The 20612-nt window shown below is 41.9% G+C and carries 16 protein-coding genes; 13 read left to right on the top strand and 3 right to left on the bottom strand.

Annotated elements, in window-relative coordinates:
* The first annotated feature begins 110 nt into the window (after positions 1-110).
* From porG to murI, 7 genes are all read left to right on the top strand, one after another.
* Positions 111-845: a type IX secretion system protein PorG gene (gene porG / locus W7W_RS0114645; RefSeq protein ID WP_010664463.1), complete on the top strand. Its 735-nt coding sequence runs from the start codon at positions 111-113 to the stop codon at positions 843-845.
* A 23-nt stretch (positions 846-868) separates the two neighbouring features.
* On the top strand, positions 869-1615 hold the full coding sequence (locus W7W_RS0114640; protein ID WP_010664462.1) for an isoprenyl transferase: 747 nt from the start codon (positions 869-871) through the stop codon (positions 1613-1615).
* A 10-nt stretch (positions 1616-1625) separates the two neighbouring features.
* Positions 1626-4205, top strand: a complete 2580-nt coding sequence (gene bamA / locus W7W_RS0114635; RefSeq protein ID WP_010664461.1) for an outer membrane protein assembly factor BamA — start codon at positions 1626-1628, stop codon at positions 4203-4205.
* Positions 4206-4449: 244 nt separating this feature from the next.
* The gene (locus tag W7W_RS0114630) at positions 4450-4974 is read left to right on the top strand and encodes an OmpH family outer membrane protein (RefSeq protein WP_010664460.1); all 525 of its coding nucleotides are present in this window, start codon (positions 4450-4452) and stop codon (positions 4972-4974) included.
* A gap of 48 nt (positions 4975-5022) precedes the next feature.
* Entirely contained in the window at positions 5023-5538 is a 516-nt protein-coding gene (locus tag W7W_RS0114625) for an OmpH family outer membrane protein (RefSeq protein ID WP_010664459.1), read from the top strand.
* A gap of 197 nt (positions 5539-5735) precedes the next feature.
* Positions 5736-6251, top strand: coding sequence for an OmpH family outer membrane protein (locus tag W7W_RS0114620; protein WP_010664458.1), 516 nt, complete (start codon positions 5736-5738; stop codon positions 6249-6251).
* A 434-nt stretch (positions 6252-6685) separates the two neighbouring features.
* On the top strand, positions 6686-7513 hold the full coding sequence (gene murI, locus W7W_RS0114610; protein ID WP_010664457.1) for a glutamate racemase: 828 nt from the start codon (positions 6686-6688) through the stop codon (positions 7511-7513).
* 326 nt (positions 7514-7839) lie between these two features.
* Here murI and W7W_RS0114605 read toward each other — a convergent pair whose 3' ends face one another.
* Positions 7840-8358: a gamma carbonic anhydrase family protein gene (locus tag W7W_RS0114605; protein WP_010664456.1), complete on the bottom strand. Its 519-nt coding sequence runs from the start codon at positions 8356-8358 to the stop codon at positions 7840-7842.
* Positions 8359-8654: 296 nt separating this feature from the next.
* Here W7W_RS0114605 and W7W_RS0114600 point away from each other — a divergent pair, with 296 nt between their 5' ends.
* Both W7W_RS0114600 and W7W_RS0114595 read left to right on the top strand, forming a co-directional pair.
* Positions 8655-10502, top strand: a complete 1848-nt coding sequence (locus W7W_RS0114600; protein ID WP_010664455.1) for a 2-oxoacid:acceptor oxidoreductase subunit alpha — start codon at positions 8655-8657, stop codon at positions 10500-10502.
* Between the two features lie 3 nt (positions 10503-10505).
* Positions 10506-11522, top strand: coding sequence for a 2-oxoacid:ferredoxin oxidoreductase subunit beta (locus W7W_RS0114595; protein ID WP_010664454.1), 1017 nt, complete (start codon positions 10506-10508; stop codon positions 11520-11522).
* Positions 11523-11773: 251 nt separating this feature from the next.
* On the opposite strand, the gene W7W_RS0114585 is transcribed toward W7W_RS0114595, so the two are convergent.
* The gene (locus W7W_RS0114585) at positions 11774-13774 is read right to left on the bottom strand and encodes a cation:proton antiporter domain-containing protein (protein WP_010664453.1); all 2001 of its coding nucleotides are present in this window, start codon (positions 13772-13774) and stop codon (positions 11774-11776) included.
* A gap of 203 nt (positions 13775-13977) precedes the next feature.
* Positions 13978-15444, bottom strand: a complete 1467-nt coding sequence (locus W7W_RS0114580) for a catalase (RefSeq protein ID WP_010664452.1) — start codon at positions 15442-15444, stop codon at positions 13978-13980.
* Between the two features lie 262 nt (positions 15445-15706).
* On the opposite strand from W7W_RS0114580, the gene W7W_RS0114575 reads away from it, so the two are divergent.
* The 4 genes from W7W_RS0114575 to W7W_RS0114560 all read left to right on the top strand — a co-directional run bounded on the left by W7W_RS0114575 (position 15707) and on the right by W7W_RS0114560 (position 20583).
* Positions 15707-17377, top strand: coding sequence for a carboxypeptidase-like regulatory domain-containing protein (locus tag W7W_RS0114575; protein ID WP_148660813.1), 1671 nt, complete (start codon positions 15707-15709; stop codon positions 17375-17377).
* Positions 17378-17803: 426 nt separating this feature from the next.
* Complete coding sequence (locus W7W_RS0114570; protein WP_010664450.1) at positions 17804-19231, top strand: carboxypeptidase regulatory-like domain-containing protein; 1428 nt, start codon at positions 17804-17806, stop codon at positions 19229-19231.
* A gap of 203 nt (positions 19232-19434) precedes the next feature.
* Entirely contained in the window at positions 19435-19782 is a 348-nt protein-coding gene (locus tag W7W_RS0114565; RefSeq protein WP_010664449.1) for an encapsulin-associated ferritin-like protein, read from the top strand.
* 9 nt (positions 19783-19791) lie between these two features.
* Positions 19792-20583, top strand: a complete 792-nt coding sequence (locus W7W_RS0114560; protein ID WP_010664448.1) for a family 1 encapsulin nanocompartment shell protein — start codon at positions 19792-19794, stop codon at positions 20581-20583.
* Positions 20584-20612 lie beyond the last annotated feature (29 nt).

Raw genomic sequence — 20612 nt, 5'->3', positions numbered from 1 at the left:
TCTTATGACAATATTCCGCACTTACACCCGTTAAGTAGGGATGAGGCAGCGCAACTTTTTTAAGGTTGTAGTTGCCGTTATTTTTCAGATGGGAAATCCAAAATATAACAATGCGTTGTAAAGGCCATATTATTACTGTGCTCATCATTACTCTCTTTTCCACCGTTTCGGGTTCTTCCCAGGAGCGGATAGAGGGAGGTTTGTTTTTGGGAACCTCTTACTACAATGGTGATCTGAACCCGGACAAACAGTTTTACAATGCCAAGCCGGCTGTTGGAGCACTCGTGCGAGTGGTGTTTAACGAACGAATTGCTTTTAAGGGAACCCTGACTTCCGTTGAAATTGGAGGGCATTATCCACAGTCCGGAATTCAATACCCATCCACATCCGGACGAAGTTCTGCTTCTTATAGTTTTCAGAGATCAATGGCTGATATTTCCACCCAGTTGGAAATAAATTTTTTTGAGTATGATCATCCTTTTCGTCGTAAGGAAACCCGTTTTACGCCTTTTATCAGCGGGGGGCTGGCTTATACAGTTTACCGACGTTATGAATCCAATGGTTCAGGAGGTTCTGAAAACCCACATTTTATATTATCTTTGCCGTTCGGTGCAGGGGTGAAATGGAAACCTGTTGACTGGTTGCATGTTGGACTGGAATGGACTTTCAGGAAAACTTTTGTTGACGACCTGGATTTCATTGGCTCCGGAGATATCAATCCCACTGATCCTTATGGGTTTCAGCAACCTTCGGATTGGCATAACAATGATTGGTATTCATTTGCAGGCGTGTTTGTTACTATGGATATTTTTCATAGAAATGTTCCCTGCAATGCCGGTTATTAGAAATATGACGAAGAATAAAATGTATGTCATCAGTTAAAGAACAACTGGATAAAGAAAAATTGCCTTCCCATGTGGCCATTATTATGGATGGGAACGGTCGATGGGCAAAAAAGCGAGGTAATGTCAGGGTTTTTGGACATAAAAACGGGGTGAAGGCCGTTCGTGAAGTTACTGAAGCTGCTGCCGAACTGGGCATGAAATTCCTTACACTTTATGCTTTTTCTACTGAAAACTGGAATCGTCCCAAAAACGAGGTTGATGCATTGATGTCGTTGTTGGTTTCTACCATTGCCTCTGAGACCAAGACGTTGATGGATAATAATGTCAAGCTCAAATCCATTGGTTGTAAAGAAAATCTTCCCCGGGGAGTTCAGGACAAACTGGCTGCCTGCATTGAACAGACAAAAGACAATGACGGATTGACTCTTGTGCTTGCGTTGAGCTACAGCTCCAGGTGGGAAATTATAGAAGGTGTAAAAAAGATAGCCCTCGAAATTAAAGATAATAAATTGGATCCTTCCGAAATAAATTCTGATTTATTTGGTCAATATTTGGAAACTGCAAAGATGCCTGATCCCGAACTTCTAATCAGAACCAGTGGGGAGTTGCGCATTAGTAATTTCCTGCTTTGGCAAATTGCTTATTCAGAATTATATTTCTGTGATGTATTGTGGCCTGATTTTCGCAAGGAACATTTTTTCGAAGCGCTACTCGATTATCAGAGTAGAGAAAGACGCTTTGGGAAAATCAGTGATCAGGTAAAAAAATAAAAAAATAGTAATGATTAAACACTCGCTCGTACTTTTCTTCCTTCTGTTGATTTCTTTTATTGGTGTGAATGCTCAGGAGGGTGTTCCCGAAATATCCTATTCAGGGTCTCCTAAAGAATATATTATTGCAGAGATTAATGTCACAGGTGACCTTAATAATGATCCTGCGATTTTGGCAAATCTGTCAGGGCTCAGGGTTGGACAAACCATTTCGGTGCCGGGAGAAGATATCTCCGATGCAATTAAAAAATACTGGGAATACGGACTTTTTTCCGATGTAAAAATATCTGTGGATAAGATTGAAGGGAAAAACATCTGGCTGAATATTTATTTGCAGGAGCGACCCCGTCTTTCAGAAATCAATTTTTCAGGATTGAAAAAATCTGAAATTGAAGATATTTCAACAAAAATATCGATGATGAAGGGCTCCCAGGTTACTCCTTACCTGATCGACAGGGCCAAAAGATATATTAAACAGCATTTTGTAGATAAAGGATTTTTTAATGCAGAGGTGTCTATTGTGCAGCGTGATGATCAGGATAAGCCCAATCATGTTTTTCTGGATATTGATGTTGATAAAAAAGACAAGGTAAAGGTTAATTCCCTTGAATTTGAGGGAAACACCGTATTCTCTGATCATAAACTGAACCGGTTCACAAAGAAAACCAATGAAAAAGGGAAGATTCTGAACTTCTTCAGAACTAAAAAGTTTGTGAAGGATGAATATGAGGCAGACCTGGATCGAATCATAGAAAAGTACAATGAAGAGGGATACCGGGATGCTTATATTGTATCGGAGGATGTAAGTCGGAATGAAGATAACACTGTTGATATTAAGATTAACATCAGTGAAGGGAATAAATACTATTTCGGAAATATTTCATGGGTCGGAAATACAGTTTATCCGGGCCCTTATCTGAGTGAGAAACTGCGAATTGAAGAAGGTGATGTGTTTAATCAGACAAGGCTTGATGAGCGTCTGTTTGTCGATGACGATGCGGTGCATAATCTCTATATGAACAGTGGATATTTGTTTAGCAACATAGAACCTGTTGATGTTAAAATTCATAACGATACAGTGGATCTTGAAATGCGTGTTTACGAAGGGCAACAGGCTACCATAGATCAGGTGATCATCAAAGGAAATACAAAAACGCACGAGCATGTAGTTCGTCGTGAACTCAGAACCAAGCCGGGTGAGTTGTTTGATAAATCAGAGTTGATCCGTACAGTCCGGGAACTTTCACAGTTGGGGCATTTCGACCCGGAGAATATTAATCCCGTGCCATTGCCCGATCCCGAAAAAGGAACCGTGGATCTGGAATACAATCTGGTTGAGAAAGCCAATGACCAGGTAGAATTATCCGGTGGTTGGGGCGGCGGAATGTTCGTCGGCTCCCTGGGATTGAAATTTACCAATTTCTCAGTACGGAATATTTTTAATAAGGAGGCATGGAGACCTCTTCCCACAGGAGATGGACAAACACTTTCACTGAGAGCTCAGACCAACGGGAAATACTACCAGTCGTATAGCTTTTCATTTACCGAGCCCTGGTTGGGCGGAAGGAAACCTAATTCATTAAGTGTATCAGTGTATCATTCTATTCAGACCGGAACCAATAGCAGTTATTACTATGGTAGTAATCCATACAGTAGTTATGGTAGCTACGGCAGCTATGGCGGTTACGGCGGTTATGGCTATGGGTATCAGCCACTCGAAGAGGATCCTGATGAACACCTCAAAGTAACAGGTCTTTCTGTTGGTTTTGGAAAACGCTTGCGTTGGCCAGATGACTATTTTCAGTTTTATACCCAGTTGAGTTACCAGCGTTACGATCTTAAAAACTGGGCCTACTTTCTGATGGAAAATGGTAACAGTAATAACCTTAACTTTAAGGTGATGTTCTCTCGTAACTCTATTGACAATCCGCTTTATACCCGAAACGGATCTAATTTTAGTCTTGGTTTGGAGTTCACACCTCCCTACTCTTATTTTGATGATTTAAACTATTCGGACGAAGAAATGCCGGATGAAGAGCGTTACAAATGGGTGGAATACCATAAATGGACATTTAAGGGAAATATGTTTAAGTCCCTTGATAATGTTGGTAAACTGGTCATGATGACTAAAGTGGAAGGTGGATTCCTGGGATACTTTGATGAGAATAAGAAATCACCTTTTGAGAAGTTTGTGCTGGGAGGAGATGGCATGTCAGGTTATAGTTATTATGGTAGCGAAACCATTGGTTTGCGGGGTTATGAAAATGCCTCTCTTACTCCATACAGTCCGGAAGGCCGTCAGGATGGTAATATATACAATAAACTTGCCCTTGAGTTGAGGTATCCTTTAACGCTTCAGCCATCTGCTACAGTTTATGGATTGGTATTTGCCGAAGCAGGTAATTCATGGTCAGAGTTCAGAGATTATAACCCGTTTGGGTTGAAGCGGTCCGCAGGTTTTGGCGTTCGGATATTCCTTCCGATTTTCGGATTGATGGGAATCGATTGGGGATATGGATTTGATGAAGTTTCCGGACGTCCTAATGCCAATGGAAGTAACTTCCATTTTGTGATTGGACAGAATTTCTAATTAGTTTCTGTCCATAAAGTACCACTTGCGTCGTTACGCTTACCGCCAAAATACTCATTTACGATTAGTAAACTCCGTTTTTGGCGGCTTCGCAAGCCTAGCAATTGGCACTTTCTGACCAGAAACAGGACTAAAAGCAGACTTTACTTAGTTTATCCGGTTACAAAAACGCAAAAAATAAAAATGGTTTGGTTTTTGTGTGTTCTGTATAAAGAACTTAATTAAGGACTTAAAATTGAGAGCAATGAAGAAGTATTTTGTTATATTCGTGGCTGTTGCAGCTATATTTTTTAGCTCGGCCAATGTTTCGGCTCAACGTTATGCCTTTGTTGATATGGAATACATTATGTCCAATATTCCTGCTTATGAGGCTGCTCAGGAACAATTAAACCAGGCCTCGGAACAGTGGGAGCAGGAAATACAATCGGTTTATGCCGAAGTTGAAAAACTGTATAAAAATTACCAGAAAGAGAGCGTATTTCTTTCGGGCGAAATGAAGACCCAGCGTGAAAATGAAATTATCGGATTGGAAAACCGGGCCAAACAGCTTCAAAGGCAATATTTTGGACCTGAAGGAGAACTGGTAAAGCGTCAGGAAGCATTGTTGCAGCCCATTCAGGAAAAGATAAATGAAGCCATCCGCAGTGTTGCTGACAGGGATAATCTGGATGCAGTCTTTGATATGGCCGGTAATATGGGAATTCTGTATGTGAAGCCAAGACAGAACATCAGTGATGAAATCCTTAGGGAACTTGGTTTCAGTAATTAAAAATGTCAGTATTAAAAATCAAAATAGAAAAGTAAAGAAAAGTTTATTATGAAAAAAGTTACAACTACATCTCTAATAACCGTACTCCTTTTTCTGAGCATCGGACTGAATGCACAAAATCTGAAATTTGGCCATGTGAATGTTCAGGAAGTGATGCAGGTAATGCCTGAGTTTAAGCAGATGCAGCAGGATTTGGAAGGAGAATATGACCGTTTGGAGAATCAACTTGCCACGATGCAGGAGGATTATAAAAAGATGGAACAGGAATATATGGAAACTGCCGAATCACTCAGCGCTGTTGTTCGTCAGCAAAAAGAGCAGCAACTGATGGAGACTTCACAAAAGATTCAGGCTTTTTACCAGTCCACACAACAGCAGCTTTCCCAAAAGCAACAACAACTGCAACAGCCTATTATGGAAAAATTGCAGAAGGCCATTGGTGAAGTGGGCGATGAAGGCGGATTTATTTATATATTTGCTGCCAACTCAGGAGCTACTGTTTATCAATCTGAACAGAGCGTGGATGTAACCTCACAGGTGAAAACCAAACTGGGTATTAATTAGTGTCCGTCTATAAACTAAGCAAAATTTGTTTCTAGTCATGTGTTTGTCAAGAAAGAATCAGTTACAAGGCTTGCGAAGCCCGAAAATACGCAGTTTACTTGAGTAAATGAGGAATTTTCGGGCAAGCGTAACGCAGTAAATGGTTCTTTATGGACAAACACTAATTAATTATATTAAACAGAATTAATCGAAATAAGATGAAGGTATTTAAACTATTTGCCCTTGTATTGCTTGTTGCTCTGTCTTCGGCTACGTCTTCTGCACAGGATTTGAAATTTGGTCATTTGAATGTTCAAAAACTGATTACCGAACTTCCGGAGAAGCAAACTGCTGATAAAGAATTGCAGGCAGAAGCAAAAAAACTGCAAAGCCAGTTGCAGGTAATGAGTCAGGAACTTGATGATAAATATTCAAATTATATGGCTCAGCGTGACTCACTGTCACAATTGATTCGTTCTACCCGCGAAAAGGAAATTCAGGACTATGATCAGCGTATCCAGAATTTCAATAAGTTGGCGCAACAATCATTGTCCCAAAAAGAGCAGGAGTTGCTTCAGCCAATTATTGAAAAGGTTGAAAAAGCGATACAGGCAGTGGGCGAAGAGCAGGGATTTATCTATATCTTTGATGTTAGCTCACAGGTGATTCTTTACAATTCCGACCAAAGTGTGGATTGTGAGGAGCTTGTTAAATCTAAACTGGCAACGATGTAATTGTTGTTTTGAAAAATATTCAGAAGACCGGTAAATTTTATTGCCGGTCTTTTTTTGTGCTTTAGCCTGATTAATTCATAAATTATCTGTTGCTATGTTCAACCAACGGCAAAATACTGGTGTGCTCAAGAAAATTGACTTGCAAATAATTGATTATTTCCTCTCTTTATTGGTTGCGTCGCGACCAATAAAGAGAAGGGGCGTGGGGGATAACTCTAAACCCTGGGCTATTGCTCTCCGGCTTTCAGCTTTCAGCCTGTTTACGCCTTACCTGTTTTATGTATAAGGTAGAATAGAATTAGTGTAAAACTTATTTTATAACTTTATGCATTGGTCAACGGTTAGAATGATTAAAAATCCGGTGTTGAATTCGGCCTTTTTATTCAGGTTGATCCACAGCATATATTTATCAAAAGAAAGATTTAAACAGCAGTATGGAATTAAATAAAGGTCCTGTAGGCGTTTTTGATTCAGGGTACGGAGGATTAACCATATTAAATGAGTTTCTCCGTGAGTTTCCTGATTATGATTTCATTTATTTGGGAGATAATGCACGTACCCCATACGGAACCAGATCGTTTGAAATGGTTTATCAATATACACGGCAGTCGGTGATGCGTCTGTTCGAAATGGGTTGTCAGTTGGTAATTCTTGCCTGTAATACTGCTTCGGCAAAAGCTTTGAGAACCATACAACAGAAAGATTTGCCTGCTTTCGACTCTTCACGTCGGGTGCTCGGGGTGGTAAGGCCCAGTGTTGAAAAAATAGGGGAGGTTTCCCGGAATGGTCATGTGGGGGTTGTTGGTACTTCAGGAACTGTACAATCTATGTCTTACCCTCTGGAAATACAAAAATTATTTCCCGGAACGGTGGTGTCTCAGCAAGCCTGTCCCATGTGGGTACCTTTGGTGGAAAATGATGAAAGAAATACTCCGGGGGCAGATTTTTTTGTAAAAAGAGATCTGAACAAGCTCTTTGAGCAGGATTCCTCGATTGATACGGTGATTCTCGGATGTACGCATTATCCACTTTTAACGCCCGTTATTGAGCGTTTTTTGCCGGCAGATGTAAGGGTGATGTCTCAGGGGCAGATTGTCGCCAAAAGCCTGCAGGATTATCTTCAACGACATCCCGAAATGGACCAAAGATGCACCCGCAATGCCACATGTGAATTTTTCACTACTGAAGATCCTGCAAAATTTGATGAGGCTTCTGCCGTATTTCTTAACCAACCGGTTGCTTCCCGGAGAATAGATTTGTAGTGTAATGAACCTTAATTTGTCGAACTATAATTTTTGATGATATTTTTGCTTTTTCAAGTCAAGCTTTACAGCCATAGTGAACTGCGGTGAAAAATCTTAACGCAGGAAAAATAAAACGGCACAAAAATTAGTTTGGGAAATTAGGAGGCTTTACACTAGTGGCAAGTCAAGTGAAAAATGTCGGGTAAGCCGCCGCTATTTTTCATCTTGTGCAAATCAACAAAAAAGTAAGCATAGCCATAGCTCCGTGAGTCTTTTTTTTGAGAAGCACAACGTAGAAAGAGCAAGGTTTGGCCCGTCAGACTATGCTTGACTTGACACTAGGCTTACTCTTCTTTATACCAACCCGAATACATCAGGTAATTGTTGGCAATCTTGTTAATCATTTCACTGGTTTGTTCGGGCTCAATATCTTTTACTTTTTTTGCAGGAACACCGGCATAGACGCTGTTGGGCTCTACTTTGGTGCCCGAAAGGATCAATGAATTGGCAGCAATGATCGAGTTGGAACCGATAACGGCGTGATCCAGAATGGTCGCACCCATGCCTACCAGTACATTATCTTCAATTTTGGCTCCATGAATGGTGACATTGTGCCCCACAGATACGTTGTCTCCAATTTCAATGGTTGATTTCTGATATAGCGTATGTAGCACAGAGCCATCCTGAATATTCACTTTATTGCCAATGCGAATACTGTTGACATCGCCTCTTAGCACTGCGTTGAACCAAACACTGCAATCGTCACCCATCTCCACATCGCCTACTACAGTTGCGTTATCTGCTAAAAAAACGTTTTTCCCGATCTTAGGGGTGAATCCTCTGACTGATTTTATTAATGCCATGATTTATGATTATTGTAATAAGATTAAACTTAAAGTTGTAAAAAAATGCTAACTTGTAAGGTGTATTTCCGTTTGGAGTGCAAATATAAATCAACTGTTGAAAAACACCTCAGAATGGTAAAAAATCTGATTAAAATCAACTTCATGTAATCATATACTCTATAACTTTACTTGAAATTTACTAGTTAAACCCCGGGACACGATGAAAGGTTCTGGTGTTTTTTTTATTTAACACTTCCTTTTTATCCTGTAGTTTTTTCAGGAGGAAAAGGAGGAAATCCGAAACGTACTTTGTTATGGCAAAGAGATCAAAAGTAATTGAAAGAGAAGAGGTTGTTGTCCGGTTTTCGGGCGACTCCGGCGATGGGATGCAGCTGACCGGTTCACTGTTTTCCTTTTCTTCCGCAATTTATGGTAACGATATATCCACTTTCCCGGATTTTCCCGCGGAAATCAGAGCTCCTCAGGGCACCATCGGAGGGGTATCCGGTTTTCAGGTGCATTTTGGGCACAGTGAGGTATATACGCCGGGTGACAATGCCGATGTGCTGGTGGCGATGAATCCGGCAGCATTGAAAGCCAATCTTGAATGGTTGAAGCCCGGTGCTACCATTGTTATCGATGTGGACAGTTTTGACGATAAGAATCTTGCCAAAGCAGGCTATAAAAGCAATGACCCCATTGAGGAGGATAATTTGTCGGGCTACAATATCATTAAGGCGCCCATTACCGCAATGACTAAAAACAGCCTCAAAGATATGGGGCTCGACAATAAAACCATTCTGCGCAGTAAAAACATGTATGCTTTGGGGTTGGTGTTTTGGTTGTTTAACCGTCCGCTGGAGAATACTGAAAAGATTCTGAGGGAGAAATTCAGTAAAAATCCGGAGGTAGCCGAAGCCAATATTAAGGTTTTGGAAGCAGGCTATAATTACGGTGTAATTATTCAGGCAGGTACCCCTTCTTATCATATTTCGCCTGCTGATATTCGCAAAGGAACCTACCGAAATCTGAATGGAAATAAAGCCATTGCCTGGGGTTTTTTGCTGGCAGCTGAAAAGAGCGGGCTGGAATTGTTTCTGGGCTCTTATCCCATTACTCCGGCCACAGAGATCTTGCAGGAACTTTCGGCCAGAAAAGATTTGGGCGTGAAAGTTTTTCAGGCTGAAGATGAAATTGCCGGAATATCTACTGCCATTGGTGCCAGTTTTGCCGGCGACCTGGCTATAACTACCACCTCTGGTCCCGGCCTGGCACTTAAAGGCGAGGCATTGGGATTGGCGGTAATGGCCGAATTGCCGTTGGTTGTCGTGAATGTTCAGCGCGGGGGGCCAAGTACAGGACTTCCCACCAAAACGGAACAATCGGATCTGATGCAGGCGCTATATGGAAGAAACGGCGAGAGTCCGCTGGTTGTGATGGCTGCCAGTTCGCCTGTCAATTGTTTTGATTATGCTTTTTATGCGGCAAAGGTTGCCATTGAGCATATGACTCCCGTAATCTTGTTGTCTGACGGATTTTTGGCCAACGGAACGCAGCCCTGGAGAATACCAGAAGAGGGAGAGTTTCCCGAGATCAAACCTCCTTTTGTGGAGAAGCCTGCTGAAGAGTGGAATGTTTATGAGCGGGATCCTGAAAAACTTAACCGTTATTGGGCTTTGCCGGGAAATCCGGGGTATCAGCACCGCATAGGCGGCCTGGAGAAGGATTTTCTTACCGGAGCTGTTTCTTACGATCACCATAATCACGACAAAATGGTGAAAATGAGAAAGGAGAAAGTTGACCGGATTGCTGATTTTATACCTCCTCTGGAGATTCTTGGCGATGAAGATGCCGATTTGTTGATTGTTGGATGGGGCGGAACTTTCGGACATTTATATACTGCTCTTGAAGCCTTGCATGATGAGGGGAAAAAAGTTGCTCTTGCTCACTTTAGCTACATTAGTCCGCTTCCCAGGAACAGCTATGAGGTGTTGAAAAAGTATTCCAAAATTGTGGTTTGTGAATTGAATCTTGGTCAGTTTGCATCCTATTTGAGAAGTCAGTTTCCCGATGTCGTGTTGCATCAATACGACAAAGTAGAAGGACTGCCATTTACCGTGGCGGAGTTAAAAGATCATTTCAATAAACTATTGGAGGAATAAATCATGGCTGAAAACACAAAACAAGCTTTTCTACAATATAAGAGCGATCAAAATGTAAGATGGTGTCCGGGGTGTGGTGATCATGCGATACTAAATGCATTGCAGAAAACCATGGCCGAACTTGAGGTACCCAATGAAGATCTTGCGGTTATATCAGGAATCGGATGCTCGTCGCGTTTGCCTTATTATATGAATACCTATGGGTTTCATACCATCCATGGTCGTGCTTCGGCAATGGCATCAGGCGTGAAAGTTGCTAATCCAAAGTTGCAGGTTTGGCAGATTACCGGGGATGGTGATGCTTTGGCCATTGGAGGAAATCACTTTATCCATGCCATTCGTCGCAATATCGATCTGAATGTCATACTCTTTAACAATCAAATATACGGTTTAACCAAGGGGCAGTACTCACCCACATCCAAGCGGGGCTTTATATCTAAAACTTCTCCTTTTGGAACTATTGAATATCCTTTTCGTCCCGGAGAGTTGACCATTGGTGCGCGTGGGTATTTCTTTGCCCGTACCATTGATAAGGAGATAAAACTTTCGGTACAAGTGATGAAGGCTGCTGCCAAACACAAAGGGACTTCCATTGTAGAGGTTTTACAGAATTGTGTCATTTACAATAACAATACTCATCAGGAAATAACTGATAAAAAGTACAAAGACGACCGTACTATTGTATTGGAACATGGGAAACCCATGATTTTCGGAAAAGAACGGAATAAAGGGCTGATGCTGGATGGAATTACCTTAAAGGTGGTGACTATTGGTGACAATGGGATAACCGAAAAAGACATTCTTGTTCACGATGCGCATTGTGAAGATCCTACGATCCATCTGAAACTGGCAGATATGGAATATCCCGATTTCCCCGTTGCGCTGGGGGTTATTCGTGATGCTGCGGCTCCGGTTTATGATGAGTGTGCTCAACAGCAGATTGAAGAGATTAAAGAAAAGTCGAAAATAAAATCATTCCACGATCTGGTAACTACCGGTGATGTGTGGGAGGTGAAATAAATGTTTATTCCCTGGAAGCGGCGTTGCTCTTGAAAGGCACGCCGCTTTTCTTTTGGCATCAATTAGTATCTGTCCATAAAGTCACGTTTGCTTCGTTACGCCATTCCCGAAAAGTACTCATTTACTCAGGTAAACTCCGCATTTTCGGGAATGCCAGGCCCCCGAAGAAAAATCGGGGCAGGCTTTGCAAACGCAACTTTCTGAACCGACACAACTCCAATTACCATTTTCCCCGACTCTATAGACGGACTCTAATTACTGCTCTGTGATTTCTTTAATTGTTTCTCAAAAAGATTTACAGCATGAGCAATTTGATCCTGTTTTCCCAATACATAAACAATGTCGTCTTTACAAACTTCCGTTTGTGGTCCGGGATGGTCGATGAGTTTGTCACTGCGTTTGATGGCTACAACTGTGACGCCGAAGGTGGATCTGAAGTCCATTTCGGAGAGGGAGTGGCCTGCTATAGGCGATTCTTCCGCTACCCGCAGGGCTGAAATTTCCAGATTGGGGAGTTGGCTGAGGATAGATTTTCGTGGACGTTTTTTCAGGTCCCGCACCAGACCGTAATTGTTTTTTCTGATTTCTCCAATCGTTACTTCTATATCATCTTTAGGCATCAGGAATTTGTTCAATACCCGTTCAAACATTTCAATGGCCGTTTCAAACTCTTCCGGCAGTACCTGGGTGGCACCTGCTTTGTACAAATCATCCGCATCATCAATTTGCTTGGTTCTTACAATAATCGGAGCACGTCGATTCAGGTGTCTTACTTTTTCTGTAATAGAAAGTGCGGTAACCAGATCGCCAACGGATATTACGATCACGCCTGCAGTGTCTGCATGAGCTTTTTCGAGAATGGGGAGATTCTGAGCATCTCCGTAAATTACCTTTTCGCCTTTTTGTTGCCTTTCTTTGACAATTGCCGGATCAAAAATCACTGACAGATAAGGTATCTTTACATGTCGGGCCATTACGGACATACTCAACACTCTGGGATCTTTACCAATAAGTAATAAATGATTTTTCAGATTGGGGATTTCAATTTGTTTTAAGGGGAAGAGACCTTCCACAAATCTTTTGGGCAGCGGAAGTTTCATCACGGCACTGGATAGCGGTCGGGCTACCATTATCAGAAAAGGAGAAAAGCTCATGGTAACTACTGCAACAGCGAGAAAGAGCTGGTAGTAATATTCTGAGATCAGGTTGTAGCTGTCTCCCATTTTTACCAGGATAAAGGAGAATTCACCCACCTGAGCCAGTGCCAATCCTACAAGAACAACGCCCCGAAGGGTGTGTCCCAATATAAAAGCGGTTCCGCTGGCGATGATCATTTTTATAAGTATTACAATCAGTACTGTTGAAAGTACGATGGGGAGATTATCCATTACAAATTGCAGATCAAGCAACATTCCGATGGAAACAAAAAAGAAAGAAGAGAATGTGTCTTTGAATGGAATAATGTGCCCAAAAGCATTGTGACTGTATTCTGACTCTGAAATCATCAGGCCGGCCAGAAAGGCTCCAAAGGCGAGTGACATTCCCAGTTCCGCTGTGAGAAAAGCAACGGAAAGACAAATGAGCAGAATACTCATTAAGAAAAGCTCCTGGTTTTTTGTCATTGCAATGGCATGAAGGAGACGATTCATAAACCATTTATTGCCAAAAATGACGAAAAGAATGATTCCCAGAGACTTTATACCCATCCAGAAAATTTCATTCAGAATATTGGTGGATTCACCTCCGATAATAGGGGTGAATAATAACAATGGCACCAGGATTAGATCCTGAAAAATAAGCACTCCCAAGACGGTTCGGCCATAATTGGAAGTAATCTCTGATCGGTCCTGTAAAATTTTTAAAACAACGGCAGTACTGCTCAGGGCTGTGAGGAATCCAACGAACAGGGCGCCCTTTAGGTCGAGATCGTACATCCTGGCAATGACCATGACCAGCAGCGTAGTGAGTGAAAACTGAACCAGTCCTCCCCAGAAAACTGTTTTTCTGATTTTAATGAGATGTTTGAGCGAGAATTCCAATCCAATGGTAAATAGCAGCAAAACCACACCAATTTCCGCCAAGACTTCAATGTTCTCAACACTGCTTATAACTCCCGTCAGATGTGGGCCGGCCAAAACACCGGTCAGCAGATATCCGACGATGGAAGGAATTTTGATTTTTGTAAAAACATAATTTACCAGTGTGGAGAGTGCAAAAATGATGAGTATGTCCTTGAGTATCGTGAATTCCATATGCCTTAACTGAGTAGTTTTTGCCGGTATTCTGGAAGCCCCGCGGTGATGTGGCCCTTGTGTCGGAAATGCGATGCGTTGATCCTGTCCTGCCGGATTATGAACAAAGATATTGATTTTGTGAATTCCGGGGGCATCAAAAATGAATAAAAAAAGGTTGCTCCAAACCGGGGCAACCTTTTATCTCCTCACAAAAGGCTTTATTATGCTTTAAAATTGAACTTCAGACCTTTGGCGATCTCTGTGGCCAATTCTTTGTCGGCTTTGGCAAAATGCCCCAGCTGCCTGTTGATGATTTCATCACGTTTCGGGCCGTTAATCTGACTCATTGCACCTACAATGTTTGAGATGGTGTTTTTCTTTTCCTGGTCGTTCATTACCTCTCGGAACAAAAGCCCCGGTTGGGTGTAATGATCGTCATCATTCTCATTGCGGTCGTAAAAGTCTGCAATGTCTGATTCCAGTTTCATAGGAGGTACTTTGTATGATTTATCGGCTTCAATATCATCAAAACTGTTGGGATGATAATTGGGGGCGCTTCCATGGTTCCCATTTACCGTCATTGCGCCGTCCCGCTGGTAGTTGTGAACGGGGCAGATAGGCCGGTTAACCGGTATCTGTTCGTAGTTGGCACCCAGTCGGTATCTGTGGGCGTCAGGATAGGACAGAAGTCGTCCCTGCAGCATTTTGTCGGGCGATACATCCAATCCGTCAATCAGGTTGGAGGGGTTGAAGGCTGCCTGTTCCACCTCTGCAAAATAGTTGTCGGGAACTTTATTGAGTTCCATAACCCCCACGTCAATAAGTGGATACTCTCCATGTGGCCATACTTTGGTGAGGTCAAATGGATTCCACCTGAATGATTTTGACTGTTCTTCAGTCATTACCTGAATTTTAAGGGCCCATTTGGGGAAGTCACCGCTGTCGATGGCATTTATCAGATCCCGTTGTGCGTAATCCGGATCTTTGCCTTTTAATTCCTCGGCTTGCTGTTCGTTGAGGGTATGATTACCCTGTAGTGTTTTGAAATGATATTTTACCCAAACCCGCTCATTTATATCATTAACCATAGAGAAGGTATGACTGCCATAACCATTCATTTTTCGGTAACCGTCAGGAGTTCCGCGGTCACTAAAGAGAGTCATTAGCTGATGCAGACTTTCGGGGTTCAGACTCCAGTAGTCCCATCGCATTGTTTGACTTTGCATATTTGTGCGTGGATCCCGCTTTTGGGTATGTATGAAATCTGCAAACTTCTTGGGATCTTTGATGAAGAAAACCGGAGTGTTGTTTCCTACCAGGTCCCAGTTGCCGTCTTCGGTATAGAATTTTACTGCAAAGCCACGCGGATCTCTTTCTGTGTCTGCACTTCCTTTTTCTCCTCCTACCGTTGAGAAACGAGCTAAAACTTTACATTCATTTCCGACTTTGCTGAAAAGTTTTGCGCGCGTGTATTTTGAGATGTCATTGGTTACTTTAAAAGTTCCAAAAGCACCGGATCCATTGGCATGAACCACGCGTTCCGGAATTCTTTCACGGTTAAAGTGTGCCATTTGTTCATGAAGAAAATAATCCTGAAGTAATATCGGACCTCTCGGACCTACGGTCATACTGTCCTGCTTTTCACTGTATGGACGACCGGAAGCAGTGGTAAGTTTTTTCTTTGCCATAGTAATGGTTTTTCAAAAAATTAAACTTCTAAGTTAATTGTATAAAATACATGTTTATAAATTTAAAATCAATTTAAATTATTAATAATCACGGATATCTAAAAGGTTTTGCACTGCAGGTATATAGCAGGATGTGAGTTGATTGTTCTTTTTTGTGTTGGAGGTGATGGTTGGTGGAAGATGATTTTTAATGGGGAATTTTGGTAAATTTAACAATTATTAAGAATGTCCTGAAAAACTCATTGTCCTGAAAAAGTATGTTTTGTTTCTATTGTCTTTGTTTATTGTTTTTTCTGCGTGTGAAGATGAAGAGCAACGGCCGATTAATCCATTGCCTTCTGAATTGAGCGATGCAGGCTGGGTCGTACAGGCATCAAGGCCTGTGGGTCAGCAAAGTTGGAAAGAATTTAATTATGTTTCTATTTGGGCCGGGAGTGAGTATTATACACTCGAGCAAGCTGATGGCCTGGTATCTGAAGGTAGCTTTAACTGGTATGTGGATGACGGAGTGCAAAAGCTTAAGCTTCAAAGTAACGACCGGGATTTTGATATGGAGTTTGAGGTTATTAGATATGACCAACACCATTTAATTGCCCGAACAGATTGGGGCGGAACTTATGAGGAGTGGATTTTTTATAGTCGTCAGGAAAATCTTGGGGGACTGGTTGTAGATCAAAGAACGGCTGAGCCTTTGCAGGATGTACTAATATTAGTGAAATCCCATGATGATGTAAATGGTCAGCTTAGGACAGATGAGTTTGGGTATTTTGGAATGGAACGTTATGAGTTTGTGGGGAGCGGAATGAACGAGGTGAACAAACTTCAAATTTTAAAGACAGAATTTGAGGACATTGATGAGTATGTAGGCTTTGGCCAGTTTTACTTCTTCGAAATGCAGCAGGGAGAAAGTGGGTTGAATTTCGCCACTATTTCCGGACGGGTTACTGATGAAAAAACCGGAGCGGGGATTCCCGGGGCTGAGGTTTCTTTTGGCGAAGCAGGAAATGTAGTGACTGATTATGACGGCTATTATGAAATCAGCGTACCCATTGATGAAACAGAATTGGCAGCCCTTGCAGAAGGGTATGATCCGGTGTCTCAATCTGTAACTCTTGAAGGAATGCAGGAATACAGTCTTGATTTTATATTGCCTTTGTCCGGAGTTGTGTTGGGAGGTGGAATTGATGTTGTTGGGGGCGGAAATGCTACAGGTGCAACCCTGAGCCTGTTGGATGAGAATCAGCAGGAAGCCGGCTCAATGGTGGTAGATGTCAATGGTAATTTTTCTATGGAAGGAGTGCCCGATGGGCTTTATGTTGTTTCTCCATCACTTGCGGGGATGCAGTTCGTCCCCTCTCAGCAGTTTGTTCAGGTTTCAGGAGATGATGTTTCAGATATACATTTTCTTGCAATGGCAGAAGGGAAAACCGGAATTGGCGGGCAGGTTACTCAATGGGAGAATGATGAAGTTCCCCTAAGCGGTGTTGTAGTGACTTGTGGTGACCAGACATTTACTACCGGGGCTGATGGTTATTATCTAATGGAGCTAAACTCAGCGGGTAGTGTCACTGTGAAAGGAGAGAAAGAGGGACGTATTGATCGTTATAAGGATGTAACAATTCATGATGGAAATCTTGTTGAACAGGATTTGTCAATGGCGACTTTTGATGAAGGTACTCAATTGACCATTACCGGTAATGTATCTGCAAATGGAGAACCGGTCGCTAATGCAGTTGTTGGTGTTTCAAACAATGAAGAAACCAACACGGATGTGAATGGTGATTACAGTCTGACCATTACTGTATATAATGAGACCATTATTCAATATGTAGAGTTGTATTGTGAAAAACCGGGTTATAGTTCGGAATCAGTATTTTTAAGCTTTTATCCTGAAATTCCTGCCAGTCATGATTTTTGGCTGAAAGCGGAATAACCTTTTGAGAACAAAACTTTTTAGCCCGCATTACGTATGGATGTAATGCGGGTTTTTTCTGAAGGATGTGTTATTATTTTGCTGGTCGTTGAATAACATTATGATGACAAAGAATGAATTTGGTTTAGGCGTTAATGGTAATGATTAGTCCTGTAAAAGTTATTCTGCGTTTCATTATTGTCCATTTATCAAAATGTAAGGTAATTCTTTTTTGTTTACATCTGTTTTTTGCAGACAATGTTTAACTTAACGGCAAATTTCAAAGGGCCTTGCGGATTGTAAAGTGATAAACAGGAAGTTTAAGCTGATGTTTTTGTTTTATTGCTCCGGGAGTGATGAGGCAAAAATTAGCTTTAAAATATGAATCATTATCAGGTGGATTCCATTTGGTATGATTAAAAGAATTGATTAACCAAACCTGGCTGAATGAAAAATTATTTACTATTTGTCACCCTTTTAGTGTTCCTTTTTTCGGGATGCGGAAAAGATGATTCAGAGCCTAATGCTGCTTTACGGGAGAGTTTTAAAGGAAAAGAACTCCGGTTGATGGCTTCACGGGAGTCGGGGAACTCTGAGTGGACCGCTAAGTCCGGTTTGTCGGTCTCCATAGGTGATGATGGATTACTTTATACTTTATATCGGGACGAGGCAAATTTGTGTGGAGGAACTGTTGATTGGCGTTCGGAAAATGGGAAAAAGAAGGCCTATTTTAAGAGTGACAGTGCTGCCTGTTCATTTAATATTACCATTTTTAATTATGATTCCGAACACCTTACCGGGGAACTTCTATGGGAAGATGACCTGCAAGAATGGTTGATGGTAGCCACTTCGGATAAATTGAAGGGATTGGTGGTTGACCGCGACGGAAATCCCTTGTCCGGCGCCAGTGTGGTTGTGAAGTCCTTTCATGATCAGGTGGGTGTGATGGAAACTGATGAATATGGTTATTTTGGTATTAATGCGGAAGCTGGCGGTTTTGTGAATTTGCAGGATGCAAACAATATAGTTGTTTACAAAGAAGGATATGAAGACCTAAGCAGAGAGGTCTCTCCCGGAGGGGACTATTTTATTGTCCTTGATGAAGGGGAGAGTGGCTTGGATGAAGGCACTGTTTATGGTTATGCAACCGATGCGGGGAGTGGAAAACCACTGGAAGGAATTACCGTTTCCTACGGCAATGGGAGTGAGTTGGTTTATACAGATTCACAAGGGTATTATGAACTTTCGGTTCCCACATCAGAGAGTTCGGTGTACGCGTTTGGGGAGTACCATGAAAAAAAAGCAGTAAATGTTACTATTGCAGAGTTTACCGATGTTCGGGTGGATTTTTCACTGACTCCTTCTGGGTACTCTCTGAGAGGAAATGTCTTAGATATTTATGATGCCGCTGTTCCTGATGTTCAGGTGATTTGTAAAGATAAGAATGGAGTCATTGTTGACACTTATACTACTTCATCCGATGGCGCTTTTATATTCGAGCATTTGGAAAATGAGGTTTTTCTGGTATCCGTATCTGTAGCCGGGATGCAGTTTTTCCCGGCACACCAACTGGTGCCAATGCTTGGTGCAGATGTTTCAGGCGTTTCGTTTACCGGTATTGCCAATGGGACTACCGGAATAGCAGGAAATATCACCAGTTCGGACACCGGGTCTCCGCTGGAGGGTGTCCTGATAGTTTGTGGAGGCTCTTCCACCTTCACTGAATCAAATGGTTATTTTGTTATGGAAGTTGATGGGGCCGGCAGTATGTCGGTATCTTTGGCTAAAGATGGTTTTGAGTCTCGTTATTTGCAAGTCCCCATAACTTCCGGCCAGGTGGTTTATATAACCGTCTCACTGACTCCCTCTCCATAAAGACACTGAGAACACTGCCTTTTAACTCTTGGTTTTCGTTTAATTTTCTTATCTTTGGGTGAAACGAGCATGGCAACGACTGGTTCGAAAGAGAATGTTAATATTTAACCATGCGAGTTCCATCAGACAAATAACTTAGATGAGTTATTTATTGATGAAACACGACAAATTTGAAGAAAAAATAATCTTAAAAATTAAGAGTTATGTCAAATTATCATGAACCGGCAGAAGAACTGTCGCAAGAGGCAAGGAATTTTTCCAGAGCTTTGAATAGTTTGAAAGAGGAAGTGGAAGCTGTTGATTGGTATCATCAGCGTGTTGATCTGACTGAAGATGAGTCGTTAAAGAAAATAATGGCACATAACAGAGATGAAGAGATCGAGCACGCATGTATGACCATTGAATGGTTGCGACGCAATATGCCCGGATGGGACGAGGAACTCCGTACTTATCTTTTTACCGAAGGTGATATCACTGAACTTGAAGAGGGTGAAGAAGGTGAATCCGGAGGTGGTTCAGATTCTTTAGGTATTGGTAAAATTAAAAAATAGAGGATTATCATGGATATATTAAGAAAATCGATGGCTCCTGTTTGCGATAAGGCATGGGAGGAGATTAACGATAGTGCCGTGGAAGTGTTAACGTCTGTGCTTTCGGCACGGAAGTTTGTGGATGTAGATGGTCCTAAAGGATGGGATTTTCCTGCTTTATCTCTTGGTCGGGTGGAAGTGCCCAAACAACAGAACGGAGACGTGCAATATGGAATTCATCAGGTACTGCCTTTGATTGAAACACGGGTTCCTTTTGAGTTGAATATCTGGGAACTTGATAATATTGCCAGGGGAGCGAAAGACATTGATCTTGACAATATGGAGGAGGCTGCCCGTAAACTGGCTAAGTTTGAGGAGGATGCCATATATAACGGTTTTAAGGCAGGAAATATTAAAGGAATTAAGGATTGTTCGGACCATGATGCGCTGACACTTCCCGATAACGATGACGAGATTATTGGTGTAATATCAGAAGCTATTGCAAAATTGAAAGCTGCATCTGTTGAGGGACCTTACACGTTGGTGTTGAATACTGAATTGTGGCAGCGTTTCAATTCATCAGGACAGGGGTATCCGTTGCGTAAACGGATTGAAAGCCTGCTTGGTGGATCTATCATTATGGCCCCCTACATCAAAGATGCTTATCTGGTATCAGAGCGCGGAGGAGATTTTGAAATGGTGATTGGCCAGGATATTTCAATCGGATATGAATCGCATAATCAGAAAACAGTTCAGCTTTACTTTACTGAGTCATTCACGTTCCAGTGCGTGGATCCGGCTGCTGTGGTGGTGCTGAAATAGGTTATATACTCAAAAACAGAAAGAACCGG

Origin of the sequence: Marinilabilia salmonicolor JCM 21150, assembly GCF_000259075.1 — a bacterium.
GTDB classification, from domain to species: Bacteria; Bacteroidota; Bacteroidia; order Bacteroidales; family Marinilabiliaceae; genus Marinilabilia; species Marinilabilia salmonicolor.
This window is presented reverse-complemented; position numbering and strand designations above follow the sequence as displayed.

Excerpts from the sequence above, each read along its gene's own strand:
- porG (WP_010664463.1), top strand. The coding sequence starts at position 111 with ATGCGTTGTAAAGGCCATATTATTACTGTGCTCATCATTACTCTCTTT.
- W7W_RS0114630 (WP_010664460.1), top strand. The coding sequence starts at position 4,450 with ATGAAGAAGTATTTTGTTATATTCGTGGCTGTTGCAGCTATATTTTTT.
- W7W_RS0114560 (WP_010664448.1), top strand. The coding sequence starts at position 19,792 with ATGGATATATTAAGAAAATCGATGGCTCCTGTTTGCGATAAGGCATGG.
- W7W_RS0114565 (WP_010664449.1), top strand. The coding sequence starts at position 19,435 with ATGTCAAATTATCATGAACCGGCAGAAGAACTGTCGCAAGAGGCAAGG.
- W7W_RS0114595 (WP_010664454.1), top strand. The coding sequence starts at position 10,506 with ATGGCTGAAAACACAAAACAAGCTTTTCTACAATATAAGAGCGATCAA.
- W7W_RS0114600 (WP_010664455.1), top strand. The coding sequence starts at position 8,655 with ATGGCAAAGAGATCAAAAGTAATTGAAAGAGAAGAGGTTGTTGTCCGG.
- W7W_RS0114605 (WP_010664456.1), bottom strand. The coding sequence starts at position 8,358 with ATGGCATTAATAAAATCAGTCAGAGGATTCACCCCTAAGATCGGGAAA.
- W7W_RS0114620 (WP_010664458.1), top strand. The coding sequence starts at position 5,736 with ATGAAGGTATTTAAACTATTTGCCCTTGTATTGCTTGTTGCTCTGTCT.
- W7W_RS0114570 (WP_010664450.1), top strand. The coding sequence starts at position 17,804 with ATGAAAAATTATTTACTATTTGTCACCCTTTTAGTGTTCCTTTTTTCG.
- bamA (WP_010664461.1), top strand. The coding sequence starts at position 1,626 with ATGATTAAACACTCGCTCGTACTTTTCTTCCTTCTGTTGATTTCTTTT.
- murI (WP_010664457.1), top strand. The coding sequence starts at position 6,686 with ATGGAATTAAATAAAGGTCCTGTAGGCGTTTTTGATTCAGGGTACGGA.
- W7W_RS0114625 (WP_010664459.1), top strand. The coding sequence starts at position 5,023 with ATGAAAAAAGTTACAACTACATCTCTAATAACCGTACTCCTTTTTCTG.
- W7W_RS0114585 (WP_010664453.1), bottom strand. The coding sequence starts at position 13,774 with ATGGAATTCACGATACTCAAGGACATACTCATCATTTTTGCACTCTCC.
- W7W_RS0114580 (WP_010664452.1), bottom strand. The coding sequence starts at position 15,444 with ATGGCAAAGAAAAAACTTACCACTGCTTCCGGTCGTCCATACAGTGAA.
- W7W_RS0114640 (WP_010664462.1), top strand. The coding sequence starts at position 869 with ATGTCATCAGTTAAAGAACAACTGGATAAAGAAAAATTGCCTTCCCAT.